Below are 13,413 nucleotides of genomic sequence, written 5' to 3'. Positions count from 1 at the left end.
CATGACCGCACTCGTCATTGCCGAACATGACAATGCCCAGATCAAGGGCGCGACCTACAATATCGTGACCGCCGCTGCCCAATGCGGGGGCGACGTACATGTGCTCGTCGTTGGCCACAACGCCGGCGAGGCTGCCAGACAGGCTAGCCGCATCCAGGGCGTGGCCAAGGTGCTCCTTGCAGACGCACCGCAGCTCGGCGAGCAGCTTGCCGAGAACGTGACGGCGCAGATACTGGCGATCGCCCGGGACTACAGCCACATCCTGTTCCCGGCGACCGCCCATGGTAAGAACGTTGCGCCACGCGTAGCAGCCAAGCTCGACGTCGCACAGATCAGCGACATCACCAAGGTCGTCGATAAGGACACCTTCGAGCGGCCGATCTACGCCGGCAACGCCATCGCCACCGTACAGAGCAACGATGCCATCAAGGTCGTCACTGTCCGCACCACCGGCTTCGACCCGGCCCTCGCGGAGGGTGGCAGCGCAGCGACCGACGAGCTACCCGCAGTAGCGGACAGTGGCAGTTCCAGCCTGGTCCGCCGTGAAGTCACCAAGAGCGACCGTCCCGAGCTCGCCGCCGCCGCCATCGTCGTCTCCGGCGGTCGCGCATTGGGCAGCAGCGACAGATTCAACGAGGTCCTGCCGCCACTGGCCGACGCCCTCGGTGCCGCCCTGGGTGCAAGCCGCGCCGCCGTCGATGCCGGCTACGCGCCGAACGACTGGCAGGTGGGCCAGACCGGCAAGATAGTCGCACCCCAGCTCTACATCGCCTGCGGCATCTCGGGCGCCATTCAGCACCTGGCCGGAATGAAAGACAGCAAGGTGATAGTCGCGATCAACAGCGACCCAGAGGCGCCGATCTTCTCGGTCGCCGACTACGGGCTGGTGGCGGATCTGTTCACCGCAGTGCCGGAGTTGGTAACGGCGCTGAGCGACCGCTAACCTCAAAAATGCAGCGGGCTGCCCTGCCCGCTGCATTGACCGCCGCAACATCAAGGCAAGTCTACGGGCAACTCACAGAGCACTGTCTGATCCTGCAGGGGTTCCAACAATCTCGGCGCACTGCTGCAGTTGAGGAGATCTTAAGATACTGCCCGCCCTGATCCCGTTTGACTGACGACAGCAATCGCTCCGGGTGCCCTATCTGTTCCGGTGCCGCCTGCCCCTTCGAACGGCAATAGCCGCCATGACTGGGACTTTCCAGATCACTCTGCACACGAACCGCAATGTTGTCCTCAACATCCACCAGGACGGGACAGACATCCAGTATTACAAAACCGGCAAATCGAAACATGCTGCGTCATAGAGATACCTCACATAGCGTCTAAAGCCGGTGTTCAAATCAAGTCGGAACGTTTTAGCGAGACGGAAAACGTCTGATCGGTGCATCCGCCGCCTCCACCGACATTCTGATCGGCTGTGCTCACCTCGACTCCATCTTTTAACCTGACACCGGCAATCACCTTGGCCAGATAACCGAAGCCGCGCTGGCGGCGCCTGTTCTTTTGTGGGGCACTCTCCCAGCGTAAAGATCATGTGCAACATCCCGTCTCGCGCCAGGCAGCCCTCGGATCGTTTGATCCGATGCCGGATGGTGCCGGAAAGTCGTAAAACGCCATCAGCTCTTCCCGGTCTTTTTGTAAACAAAGCACCGCCTTCGGGTACTTTGCTTCAAACAGTTTTTCGAACTGGTCGAAGGCCACTTCGGCGTTCTCTTTCGTCTCGGCCTGCCAGATGTCGTGCAGTGCGGACTTCATCTTCGGCTGCACCGGCTAATCAGCCCAGCTCACGCCACCACGCCAAACCTTGGTGCGGCGCATTGAGATCCAAACGCTCTCCTATCAAAGGCGTCGACAGCTGGATGCCGCGCTGCCGGCTTAGTACGGCCACGCGCTCGAAGGGTTCGTCCCAGGCGTGCATCGCCAGGTCGAATGTGCCGTTGTGGATTGGCACCAAGACTCGCCCCTGAAGGTCGATGTGGGCCTGAATGGTTTCTTCCGGGTGCATGTGTACTAAAGGCCATTGCGCGTCGTAGGCACCGGTTTCCATCAAAGTGACGTCGAACGGGCCGAAACGCTCGCCGATTTGCTTGAAACCCGCGAAGTATCCCGAGTCGCCACTAAAGAAGACCCGAACCTCAGCGTCTGAAATCACCCAGGACGCCCAAAGAGTTCTGTTCCGGTCATTCCAGCCACGACCGGAAAAATGCTGCGCCGGCGTGGCTGTCAGATTCAGGCCGTCCAACTCGATGCCCTGCCACCAACCAAACTGATGCACCTTTTCTGTTGGCACGCCCCAGCGAAGCAGCCGGTCGCCAACGCCATGGGGGGCCAGAAATACCTCGGCTGCCTTTGCGAGATGCTTGATCGCATGACGATCAAGATGATCGTAGTGGTCATGTGAAAGGATCACACCGCGTATCGGCGGCAGATTCTCAAGCGCAATGGGCGGCTCATGAAATCGCTTGGGGCCAGCCCATTGGACCGGAGATGCACGTTCGCAGAAGACTGGATCCGTAAGCCAGAACCCGCCACGCAGCTTGAGCAGCATGGTCGAGTGTCCGAGCCGATAGAGGCTGCGATCTGGTGCGGCCTCGAGCTCGGCCCGGGTGAGCCGCCGCACGGGAACGGGGCCAGCTGGCCGGGTATTGCAGGGCTTGTTGAAGATGAAATTCCACAACAGCCCAAGTGAGCCGCACGACCGCCCAGGGCGCGGCGGCATGGCGTTGCGCTGCTCGCCGTCGTCACCTCTCGGCGGCTGTCCCCTCCTGCTACAGGTTAGGTCAAGCGAATTCCTTGCGACCACTAGAAACCACCTTTAAATTACTGCCGGGCTCCGTTGAGCGCGCCTAACAGGCCGTTGAGAAACCACCTGCTAAACGGCGCAACCTCTGGCATGGGGCTAGACCTGGCCCCTATCGAGTCGCTACTCCAACGCTTCCTTTGCAGTCACCACCGGCCGGCTCGCGCGCGTGCCACGCATGCGGCGCTCCGCATCCGTCGGATCGTTGGGCGAGATGATCACGAAGTCCGTGCCCACCTCCAGCAGTTGCCCCACGAAGGCCATGTCGCTGAACTCCTCCGGCACCCGGTAGCTGACCCAATCCCCTGCCTTGAAGGTGGCCGGATCGAAATTGAACTCGAACGGACATTGCTCAGAACCAGAAACTTTTAACGATTCCATATTGATGCCTCATTGAAGTACCGCTGTGGTACGGCTGATTACCGCTTGCGTCGAGGCCGCGCCCTCAGCTTTCACTTCGCTGCTTGTATCGTCAGCTTCGTCCAGCTCGGGCGTTCGGGTCAGGGTGTTGGTCTGCAGCAGGAAGTGCGACAGAGCCGGAATAAGCAGCAGCGCGCCGATCATGTTCCACAGGAACATGAACGTGAGCAGGATGCCCATGTCCGCCTGAAACTTGATCGGCGACCAGGCCCAGGTTACGACCCCCGCGCCCAGGGTCACGCCGATAAGCGCCACAACCTTGCCGGTGAACACGACCGCGTTCCGATAGGCCTCACGCAGAGGCACGCCTGCACGTTGCTGCCCCAACTGGACGCTCAGCAAATAGAGCGCGTAGTCGACACCGATACCCACACCCAGAGCGACCACGGGTAAGGTCGCAACTTTGACGCCGATACCCAGCACCACCATCAATGCTTCGCAGAGAATCGAGGTGAGCACCAGCGGCACCACGGCGACCACGGCTGCACGCCAGTTGCGGAATGTGATGAGGCACAGGATGATGACCGCGCCGTAGACCATCAGCAGCATCCTGTGATTGGCGTAGGCCACCGAGCTGTTAGTCGCCGCTTCGATGCCGGCGGTTCCAGCGGCAAGGAGGAACTGGCGCTCGGGCGTCGAATGCTCGCTGATGAACTGCTCGGTAACGGCTACGACTTCGTCAAGCGTCGTCGCCTTGTGGTCACGTAAATACGCGACGACCGTGCCGGCGCTGCCGTCCCTGTTGAAATATTCGGGGTTGTTGGTCCGCAGATCGTAGGTGGCTTGTGTCGTGACGGCAGGATCGCGCACGATCGTCAGCCACTTGGGGTTCCCCTCGTTGTTGCCATAGGTGGCGAATCGGGCGAGGCTGGCGGCCGACGTGGTGGTTTGTACCGCCGGGAGCGCCCGCAGCGCCTGCTCGAGCCGGTCCTCCTCGATCAGCGTCTCGAAGGCGCTCATGCCCTCCGGCGGGGTCTTCACAATGACGGCGAACACGTCGCTAGACAGGCCATAGTTGCCAGTGATGTAAGCGTTGTCGCGGTTGTAGCGCGATTCGGGGCGCAACTCTGGCGCACCGGCGTCCAGGTCTCCGATCTTCAGGTTCGCGCTCACGGCCAAGCCAACCGCAGCGAGCACGAAGGAACAGACAAGGGTTGCCAAAGCCCAGCGTCGCTCGGTGAACTTATCCAGCACGTCCCAGATTCGGCTCATCCCCTTCGCCTGCCCGAACTCCCGGCGTTCGGCCTGCAGCGCCCGTTCCGCGGCAACGGGACTGACGCCGACATAGGATAGCATCACCGGCAGCAGTACCAGGTTGGTAAAGATCAGTACGGCCACGCCGATACTCGCGGTCATCGCCAGTTCCCGGATGACCGGGATGTCGATGACCATCAATACGGCAAACCCGACCGCATCGGCGAGCAGAGCGGTCAAGCCGGCCAGGAACAGACGCCGGAACGTGTAGCGCGCAGCCACATAGCGGTGCGTTCCGCGGCCGACGTCCTGCATGATCCCGTTCATCTTCTGCGCACCATGCGATACGCCGATCGCAAAGACCAGGAACGGAACCAGCATCGAATACGGATTCACGACGTAGCCCAGCAGGTGGACGACGCCGAGTTGCCAGAGCACGGCAACCAGGGAGCAGGCCAATACCAGCACCGTACTGCGGATGCACCGCGTGTATGCATAGATGACGATGCCAGCGATCGTTGCGGCGATGCCGAAGTACGCCATGACCTGCAGCAGGCTGTCGATCAGGTCACCGGCCAGCTTGGCGAAGCCAATGATGTAAATACGAACGCCATCCGACTCCTTGGCCCGCACCTTCTCCTCGAGGGCTTTGGAAAATGCCGCGTAGTCGAGAGGCTCACCTGTCGCCGGATCGGTGTCGATCAAGGGAACGAACAGCATGCTCGAGCGCCCGTCGTTGGCGACCAGGCTGCCGGTGATGCCAGCCAACGCGACATTGCGGCGCAGATCCGCTCTCGAAGGCGCAGAACCGTCGTAATCTGGCGGCATCACAGGCCCGCCCCGGTAGCCCTCCTCGGTGATCTGCGTCCAGCGTACTGCGGGCGTCCACAGCGATTTCATGAATGACCGATCGACTCCCGGAATCAGGAATACGATGTCATTGATCTCGCGCAAGGTCTCCAGGTAGCGAGGGTCGTAGATCGAGCCGTGAGGGTTCTCCACCACGATGCGTACCGAGCTGCCGAATCCTCCGAGCGAATCCTTGTTGGCCAGGTAATTCTGGATGTAGGGGTGAGAACGCGGCAGCGTATCCTCGAAGCTGGCGTTGAGGCTCAGTTTGGTTGCCTGCCAGCCGAGCAACGCAGTGACCAGCGCACACGCGATCAGGATGAAGACGCGGTGGTTGAAGATGAGCCGCTCAAGCGGATTCCCCGACCTATGGTCGAAAGCCGAAGGATCCGCGACGACGGACATCTTGTCCAGGGTTGGAGAAGGAGATTTCATGACGTTGGATAACCTGTGTGTCCTGTAGGGAACGTGCAAAGGGCGCACGCGCCAAGTCTCGCTGAGGGCAAGACTTAGCGCGGCCCAGCCGGGCTCAGTCCTTCTTCGCCATATGCGTCTGAACGCCAGACGGTCCGACGATCGTGTATGTCCGACCGCCCGACCCGGCAGCCCCATAGACAGGGACCTCCGGAGAGAACGGCACCGATTCGAAGCTCACCCCGTTGTCCAGGCTTTCGATAGCATGCCCCGTCTCGGAAAACAGCACGATCCGTCGCCCGCCATCGAGCACTGCACCAGCGGTGATCGATCGCTCGAAACCGGTCTCGACGGCCTGCCAACTCGTACCGCCGTCGGTGCTACGGTACGCCGCGCCCCGCAGGCCGAAAGCGATCAGGCAGTGTTGGTTGCCGACAATATCGAAGAAAGTGCCGTTGTAGCCGGTCGGTAGTTGTACGAAATGCCCTCGATCGCGGCTCAGGCGGTAAACCCTGCCCCCCTCTCCGGCAATATAGACCTGGCCGTTGATGCTGCGAATGCTGTTGAGGTTTCGGAAATCGTCGTTGTCGATGCGATGGAGCCACGGCGTCCATGTCTGCCCGCCGTCCTCCGTGCCGACGATCATACCGAAGGAGCCGACTGCGTAGCCGGTCTTCGCATCCTCGAACCAAATCCCGAGGAACGGCAGAGAGACCTCGCCATCGGTATTCAACCTGACCTCGTCCAAGTAGCGCTGCAGGCCGGACTCGCCTGCGGCGATACGCTTTCCGTAGTAGGCCGGCAAGTGCCGTTTTGCTGCATCGCGATCAAACTGCCGCTGCCAACTGGCACCGCCATCAGCGCTCTGCAGAATGACGTAGTCGTGCCCAGAAGCCCATGCGCGCCGGTCGTCGAGCAATTGCACCGCAACGAGATCCGTCTGCAGCGGAACACTTGCCTGCTCCCAGCGCTCACCATCGTCGCTGAAGACGACAAGGCCGCGCAAACCGACTGCCAGGGTACGGAAACCGTCCCTCGCCACCCCGATAAGCGTCGCTCCGCTCGCCTTTAAGCCCCCTCCCAGGGGCTCGGCGGGCATACTCAAGGGATCCTGAAAGCGGCCCGGCGCAGGAACGGCCGCCGCTGCCATCACTGCGACGACCAGCAGTGCGCCGGCCGCCATCCGCCAACCAAAACGTCCTTGTCGAACGTTCATCGGCGCGGATCCACGGGACTCAACGGACACCGGTGGCAGCCAGACGCGACGAGGTAAACGTGGTGACGCTAGGCAACTCCGGCTTGGTGACGTAGCTGCCCTTCTCGCCCGGGCTCGAGGCGAAGTACTCTCCCTTGTTCAGGTCGATCCACGAGTAGACCTGACCGGACAAGAAAGGGACGGCACCCTTGTTTTCGTAGGCCAGGAACGGGAAGGTAATGCCAACACGATAAAGTTCGCCTGCTTGATCGTAGCCATCGGTAGCGACGATCAGCCAGCTGTCCTCGTCGATGAAAAAGGTACGCCGCGACAGAACGTGCCGTTTTCCCGTTTTGAGGGTTGCTTCGACCACCCACACGCGGTGCTTCTCAAAGCGTAGGGAATCCGGATTAGGATGTTTCGGAGTGAGGAACTGCTCCAGCGACCAATCCGCATCGAAGAGCCGGTTATTGTTGTAGGGAACGTACATCTCCTTCTTGCCGACCAGCTTGAGATCGAAGCGGTCCGAACGACCCGAGTAGACATTGACCTCGTCGTAGGTCAGGGCCCCACCGAAGTTTGCCGCAGGCGTGTCGTAGGAGAACTCCGGCGCGGTTCTCACCCGCCGTTGACCCGGGGTATACACCCATACCATACGATCGTACTTGCCGAAATCAGCCGACTCGGTAATCAGAAGGTTGTACCCGGCCTGTGACGCTGGCGACTCTCCCAGGCACAGCTGACGGGAGAAGTAGGGATCGCTCAGCGAAGTGGCCGCTGGGTCATAGTACGCATTCATGAACTTGCACAGGTACCTGCCCAAGAATACCGAGCGCCCACTGGAGTCGACCAGATAGCTGGACTGGCGCTGATCGAGGCCGGCTGGCTGAAAACGCAGCCTGAAATTCCACAATGCTTCAGCCCCGTTCTTCGGAATCGGGAACGGCACGCCGCCGTAGGCGTTCTCGATGGCATCGTCAAAGGATGCGTCGCCGGCGAGCTCGGCGCTCGTGGCGTTCTTGATGCTGTTTTCGAGTACTGCCTCGGGATACACCGTGGTCCGATGCGTCGGATAGACATTGACGTGGAAGGTCGGATACTGCTTCATTAACGCCAACACACCGGGCGTGAGCTGATCCTTGTACTGATCCGCGTTCTTGGCATCGATCTTAAGGATTACTTGCTCCGAGGCGAACGGATCGGGAAAACGACCACTGCCCGGCTCATAGCTCGCCGGAGGAGAGACCAGTTCGCCGGTGTAGGCCGGAATGGAGCCGTCTGCGTTGCCCGCCTTTTCCGCACCGAAGGCGGTCAGATTGGCACCCAGTTGCGCGGCCTCTTCGGCCGTTACAGCCGCGACGCTAACGCCCGAAAATGCAACGCTTGCGACGATGACAGCGAGGTGTTTGCTAATAGCGATCATATTGTCCTCCTATGCATCAAAACGAGGCTTTGGCGGTCAGCGAGAGCCAGCCCTTGTCGTTGTACATGAACGTCCCGTTGCCACCCTCGTAAAAGGTGGGGAACCCGTCCGTGCCGTTCGGGACACCAAGCGCCGCGCCGGCATTGGTGGTTCCGCTCGGCCTGGCGTAGTAGCCGTTGTACTGCAGAGTCACGGTGTACTTCTGCTGCACCTTGGCCTCCAGACCGATGGTGTAGACTGCGGAACCCTGCCGCATGGGAACACCCAGCGAGGACGCGTTGCCCTTCAGGCCATACATGGCGAACATTGGCATCGCCAAGTCGACGCTGGGCCATACCCCGAGCCACTGCGGCTTGAAGAGACCGGCGACCATCCAGGCGTCCTTGGTGGAGCAACCCATCCACTTGTCCTGGGTCGGGCATGCGCTTGGATTATCCACGCCGTTGAACATTTCGGCGTTCTTCGTCACCGAATTGAGTCGGGTGTAGCCAAGTTCGCCGAGCAGGGTTCCCGTATCCCAGAATGGCGATCGGGCAAGCCCGCTCAATACGTTGACCAGCACATTGGTGACATTGCCTCGCGCACCCTCCCGCCCCAGGGCATCGTTCGGATTGAATGAGGAGCTGTTCAGCCCCGTATCGCGCCGGTGGGACAACTCGACTCCGAGACTGTACTCACCCACCTGCTTCTCGAGACTCAAACCGAAGAGCTGCACCTTCTGCGCATGCGCCAGGTGATAGTTCTGCACGGCGAAGGTATTGGAGTCGTATTGCAGCATCGGCATCCACGGCTGCGTCTCATCGAGCTGCCGGTAGTACGCACTGACCGCCCCGCGCAATGCCGACGGTGCCCAGGACAGCTTGAGGCCGAAGTTGTCGTTGATATCCTCGGGCTCGACATCAGAGCCGCGCTGACCCAGGCCGAATGCCGCGGTCAGGTTGCTGCCATCAGGCCCGCGACTGAGGAAATCGGCAACGCTGAGATAAGTGCCGCCCTCGGGCAGGAGATTCCCTTTGAACTTGAGGAAAAACTGCGCTTCGGCGACGAGCTCAGGTGTTAACTGCGTGGAGAAATATATCTGTTCCCGCGGAATCGCCAGCTCCTTGGCCTCGGTGCCGGGGGCAAAGGATGCCTTGATGTTGTCCGCCGCGTTCTGCGAGTAGTTGATCCCGAGCGCGCCGAAGAACACCGCATTGCCCCAGAACTTGGTGAAACGACCGGCCATCAGGGAGCTTTCATGCCCCCCCAGGTCGAAACTGGAGTAGGCGAAGGCATCGAGCAGCTCCACGCCTTCCTTGTAGTAGCGCTTGGTGTAGCTGGAGTAACGGTTGTTGTCGTACGAGCCGAGCGCCGAGTATGGCGTACCCGGAGCTAACTGCCCGGGATTGGTCGAGACGCTGTCATTGAAGGCGAAGTCCTTGAACATCGAGGCGCTGATTCGCGCGCCCCAACCATTCACGTTCTGAGCATCAAGCTCCATCAGATTGGAGATACGGTTGGTGACGATATCGCCCCGCTCGTAGCTGTAGTCGGACTGAGCGAAAACCGGGTTATTGCCGATTTTGTCGTCGACATCCTGAACCCGCACACCCAGATTGTAGGTGATTGTGTTATCCAGGCGCACCGCCCAGTCAGGGCCGACATCCAACTCTACAGCGTGCGCCTGATTGTACGATGCAACACTAGCGACAAGAGCAGCACAACCGAGGATATGTCCTCGCGAACCGCGATAGGCGACCTTTTTCATGGATTGTCTCCATCACATTTGTTTTTGTTGTGGATGGTTGATCCAGCCGTTTCACTGGATTCATTCGATAATAGATGACTCTCCATCATTTTTGCAAAGAATGTTTTCGTACCTAAAAGCTTTCCGAAAAGCGGTATGACGCACTGTCAACTCCTCTCAGCTTTAGCAATAACCGACCTCTCACGACTGGGAGACGCCGACAACCTCCGGCGAAGGCAATCGCGAAGAACGGGAGACGATGCAGCAGCCTTTCGAAGGCCTTGCTGAACCCGCCGGAAAAAGCCATCGCGCTGTGCGGGGACGAGAAGAGTCAGATACAAGCGGTGGATCGCATCCAGCCTGGCCTGCCGCTCAAGCAGGGCTGGGCAAGGCAAGGCACAGACGCTCACGCATGACTACAAGCGCCATGGGACGACCACCTTGTTTGCGGGGTTGGATGTGGCCAGCGGCAAGGTCATCGGCCAGTGCCTGCCGCGGCACCGTAACGACGAGTTTCTGAGGTTTATCAAGCATCTGGATAAGGTGGCGCCGACAGAGTTGGACCTACATCTGATCGTCGACAGCTATGCGACGCACAAGCATCCCAACGTCCGGGCATGGCTTGAGCAGCATCCCCGCATGCACTTCACGCCGACAAGTGCTTCTTGGCTGAACCTGGTCGAGAGGTTCTTCCGCGATCTGACCGAAGATCAGATACGGCGGGGCGTCTTCAGAAGTGGCCGATTTCGGGTACATGAAGGCGATTGGTCGAAACTGCATGAGCAACTTGGACCGCTACCGGCAGGGATCAGCGGAGCCGCAATGCAGCAAGGCATTACTACTCCAAATGGCGTGTTCTGGCGCACCTCATGACCATCAGCCAGATAATCTCGCTGATACATCTCCGAGCTTTTCCTACAGTTGCTAGCAGCCAATTTAACAGTTACGGTAAATGATGATTAATCATTTATAAGCTTAAAATGGCGCTTGAAAACCAGGGTTCGCTCATGGCGCAGGAATAAAATTAACCATGCCTGAAGGGCACATAAGAATCTGGATTCGCAAAACGAGGAGCCCGTGCAATGCAGCGTGAAACAATGGAATTTGACGTCGTAATCGTTGGCGGCGGCCCTGCAGGCCTGGCCGCTGCGATCCGGCTCAAACAGCTGAGTCAGAGCATCAATGTCTGCCTGATTGAGAAAGGAGCCGAGATCGGCGCCCATACCCTTTCCGGCGCGGTGATGGATCCGCGTGCCCTGAGCGAGTTGCTGCCTGACTGGCAGGATCGGGGAGCGCCGCTTGATACCCTGGTCAGCGAAGATCGCTTCCTGTTCCTCTCGCCCGATCGGGCGCGACAGGTGCCCGGCGTGCTGTTGCCCGAATGCTTCACGAATCACGGCAACTACATCGTCAGCCTGGGCAACGTCTGCCGCTGGCTCGGCCAGCAGGCTGAGTCCCTGGGCGTCGAGATCTACCCGGGATTTGTCGGCAGCGAGATCCTCTACCGGGATGACGGTTCGGTGAAGGGTGTCGCAACCGGCGACATGGGCGTTGATCGCGATGGCCAGCCCACAAGCGCCTACCAACCGGGTATGGAGCTGCACGCCAAGTACACCTTGTTCGCCGAGGGCTGCCGCGGCCATCTCGGCAAGCAACTGGAGGAACGCTTCGAACTGCGCCGGGACGTCGACCCGCAGGTATACGGCATCGGCATCAAGGAGCTGTGGGAGGTGCCCACTGAACAGCACCAGCCGGGCCTAGCCGTGCACACGGCCGGATGGCCTCTTCCCACCGATACGTACGGCGGCTCCTTCTGCTACCACTTCGGGGACAATCTGATCGCCGTCGGTTTCGTCGTCGGCCTGAACTACAGCAATCCCTACCTCTCGCCTTTCGAGGAGTTCCAGCGCTATAAGACTCACCCGGAGATCCGCCGCTTCCTGGAAGGAGGCAAGCGCATCAGCTACGGTGCCCGCGCGATTACCGCAGGCGGCCTGCAGGCACTGCCGAAACTGATATTCTCGGGTGGCGTGCTGATCGGCGACGACGCGGGCTTCCTCAACGCCGCCCGGATCAAGGGCTCACATGCGGCCATGAAAAGCGGCATGCTCGCGGCCGAGGCGGCAGCCGAGGCCCTCAGTGCCGGTCGCAGCGGCGATGAGTTGACGGCCTACCCGGAGAGCTTCGCGCGCTCCTGGCTGCACCGGGAGCTGCACAAGACGCGTAACTTCAAACCCTGGATGAGCAAGGGCATGCACCTCGGCGGACTGATGTTCGGCGTCGACCAATTACTGTTGCGCGGCCGGGCACCCTGGACGCTGGGCCTGAGCACCGACCACACCAAGATGAAGCCTGCTGCGGAATGCCAGCCGATCGATTACCCGAAGCCTGACGGGGTCGTGAGTTTCGACCGGCTCTCGTCGGTGTACCTGTCGAACACCAACCACGCGGAAGACCAGCCCTGTCATCTGCAACTGAAGGATCCCGAGGCGGCGATCGAGATCAATCTCGCGCTCTACGATGCGCCCGAACAGCGCTACTGCCCGGCCGGCGTCTACGAGATCGTGCGCGACTCGGCTGCTGTCGCGCCGCGCCTGCAGATCAACGCCCAGAACTGCGTGCACTGCAAGACATGCGACATCAAGGACCCGACGCAGAACATCGTCTGGACCCCTCCCCAAGGAGGCGAAGGCCCGGTTTACCCGGGCATGTAGCCTCCCGTCGAAGCGCAGGCGCCGCGGCACCTGCGTCACAATACAAGGCCACCCCATCGCGAGTCGAGCCATGCCCCTTACGCCTGCTGTCCCCCGCAAGCCGCTCAACACCCGCTGCATTTCCTGCCATGGCTATCAACGGGACGATGGGCTGTGGGAAGTCGAGGGCCACTTGTGCGACACCCGTGGCTTCGACATCAGGACACGCTGGAGGGGGGCGGTCCCCAAGGACACCCCATTCCATGAGATGGGTATGCGCATCACCTTTGGCGATGACATGGTGATCAGTGCGATCGAGGTCGTCACAGATGCCGCGCCCTACCCTGCCACCTGTACCTCGGCGCCGGGGAGCTATCAACGCCTCGTCGGCCTGCGCATCGGCAGCGGGTTCTCGCGACGCATCGTGGAATTGATCGGTGGTACCTCGGGATGTACGCACCAGACAGAACTGCTCCGAGTCTTAGGATCTGTAGCCATGCAGACCGTGGGCAGCTACCACGCCCATGTCACCAAGGACCGTGCTCGCACGGCCCGCTTGTTCGGCAACAAGCCTGCCCGCCCGGGATTGCTGGAAAGCTGCGTCTCGTACGCCACGGACACCGAGGTTGTCGCCACTCTGTGGCCGGACCACTACAGCGGACCTACGAATAACTAACCCGACAATACCCTATCCCT

9 protein-coding genes and 2 pseudogenes are annotated in these 13,413 nt (G+C 60.5%); 4 read left to right on the top strand and 7 right to left on the bottom strand.

Annotation, left to right across the window (positions count from 1 at the left end; genetic code table 11):
* Position 1: 1 nt before the first annotated feature.
* Positions 2–943, top strand: coding sequence for an electron transfer flavoprotein subunit alpha/FixB family protein (locus tag VCA57_RS17325; RefSeq protein ID WP_411186315.1), 942 nt, complete (start codon positions 2–4; stop codon positions 941–943).
* Positions 944–1,410: 467 nt separating this feature from the next.
* Here VCA57_RS17325 and VCA57_RS17320 read toward each other — a convergent pair.
* The 7 genes and pseudogenes from VCA57_RS17320 to VCA57_RS17290 all read right to left on the bottom strand — a co-directional run.
* Positions 1,411–1,767, bottom strand: a pseudogene (locus VCA57_RS17320) (transposase); the annotation flags it as partial.
* A 10-nt stretch (positions 1,768–1,777) separates the two neighbouring features.
* Positions 1,778–2,806, bottom strand: coding sequence for an MBL fold metallo-hydrolase (locus VCA57_RS17315; protein ID WP_411186314.1), 1,029 nt, complete (start codon positions 2,804–2,806; stop codon positions 1,778–1,780).
* 120 nt (positions 2,807–2,926) lie between these two features.
* The gene (locus VCA57_RS17310) at positions 2,927–3,184 is read right to left on the bottom strand and encodes a hypothetical protein (RefSeq protein WP_411186313.1); all 258 of its coding nucleotides are present in this window, start codon (positions 3,182–3,184) and stop codon (positions 2,927–2,929) included.
* A 9-nt stretch (positions 3,185–3,193) separates the two neighbouring features.
* The gene (locus VCA57_RS17305) at positions 3,194–5,701 is read right to left on the bottom strand and encodes an efflux RND transporter permease subunit (protein ID WP_411186312.1); all 2,508 of its coding nucleotides are present in this window, start codon (positions 5,699–5,701) and stop codon (positions 3,194–3,196) included.
* A 94-nt stretch (positions 5,702–5,795) separates the two neighbouring features.
* A complete protein-coding gene (locus tag VCA57_RS17300) occupies positions 5,796–6,896 on the bottom strand; it encodes a YCF48-related protein (protein WP_411186311.1) in 1,101 nt (366 codons plus the stop codon).
* A gap of 19 nt (positions 6,897–6,915) precedes the next feature.
* Entirely contained in the window at positions 6,916–8,298 is a 1,383-nt protein-coding gene (locus tag VCA57_RS17295; protein WP_411186310.1) for a DUF1329 domain-containing protein, read from the bottom strand.
* 16 nt (positions 8,299–8,314) lie between these two features.
* Positions 8,315–10,045 (bottom strand): DUF1302 domain-containing protein, encoded by a 1,731-nt coding sequence (locus tag VCA57_RS17290; protein ID WP_411186309.1) that lies wholly within the window; start codon positions 10,043–10,045, stop codon positions 8,315–8,317.
* 263 nt (positions 10,046–10,308) lie between these two features.
* Here VCA57_RS17290 and VCA57_RS17285 point away from each other — a divergent pair.
* From VCA57_RS17285 to VCA57_RS17275, 3 genes and pseudogenes are all read left to right on the top strand, one after another.
* Positions 10,309–10,762: pseudogene (locus tag VCA57_RS17285) on the top strand (IS630 family transposase); the annotation flags it as partial.
* A 344-nt stretch (positions 10,763–11,106) separates the two neighbouring features.
* The gene (locus VCA57_RS17280; RefSeq protein ID WP_411186308.1) at positions 11,107–12,738 is read left to right on the top strand and encodes an electron transfer flavoprotein-ubiquinone oxidoreductase; all 1,632 of its coding nucleotides are present in this window, start codon (positions 11,107–11,109) and stop codon (positions 12,736–12,738) included.
* Between the two features lie 70 nt (positions 12,739–12,808).
* Complete coding sequence (locus VCA57_RS17275; protein WP_411186307.1) at positions 12,809–13,393, top strand: DUF2889 domain-containing protein; 585 nt, start codon at positions 12,809–12,811, stop codon at positions 13,391–13,393.
* The last annotated feature ends 20 nt before the right edge of the window (positions 13,394–13,413 follow it).

This window comes from Pseudomonas sp. (genome assembly GCF_046581935.1).
Lineage (GTDB): Bacteria > Pseudomonadota > Gammaproteobacteria > Pseudomonadales > Pseudomonadaceae > Aquipseudomonas.
The sequence above is the reverse complement of the archived record's forward strand: the minus strand, read 5'-3'. Positions and strand labels throughout refer to the sequence as shown.

Excerpts from the sequence above, each read along its gene's own strand:
- VCA57_RS17325 (WP_411186315.1), top strand. The coding sequence starts at position 2 with ATGACCGCACTCGTCATTGCCGAACATGACAATGCCCAGATCAAGGGC.
- VCA57_RS17310 (WP_411186313.1), bottom strand. The coding sequence starts at position 3,184 with ATGGAATCGTTAAAAGTTTCTGGTTCTGAGCAATGTCCGTTCGAGTTC.
- VCA57_RS17305 (WP_411186312.1), bottom strand. The coding sequence starts at position 5,701 with ATGAAATCTCCTTCTCCAACCCTGGACAAGATGTCCGTCGTCGCGGAT.
- VCA57_RS17300 (WP_411186311.1), bottom strand. The coding sequence starts at position 6,896 with ATGAACGTTCGACAAGGACGTTTTGGTTGGCGGATGGCGGCCGGCGCA.
- VCA57_RS17295 (WP_411186310.1), bottom strand. The coding sequence starts at position 8,298 with ATGATCGCTATTAGCAAACACCTCGCTGTCATCGTCGCAAGCGTTGCA.
- VCA57_RS17290 (WP_411186309.1), bottom strand. The coding sequence starts at position 10,045 with ATGAAAAAGGTCGCCTATCGCGGTTCGCGAGGACATATCCTCGGTTGT.
- VCA57_RS17280 (WP_411186308.1), top strand. The coding sequence starts at position 11,107 with ATGCAGCGTGAAACAATGGAATTTGACGTCGTAATCGTTGGCGGCGGC.
- VCA57_RS17275 (WP_411186307.1), top strand. The coding sequence starts at position 12,809 with ATGCCCCTTACGCCTGCTGTCCCCCGCAAGCCGCTCAACACCCGCTGC.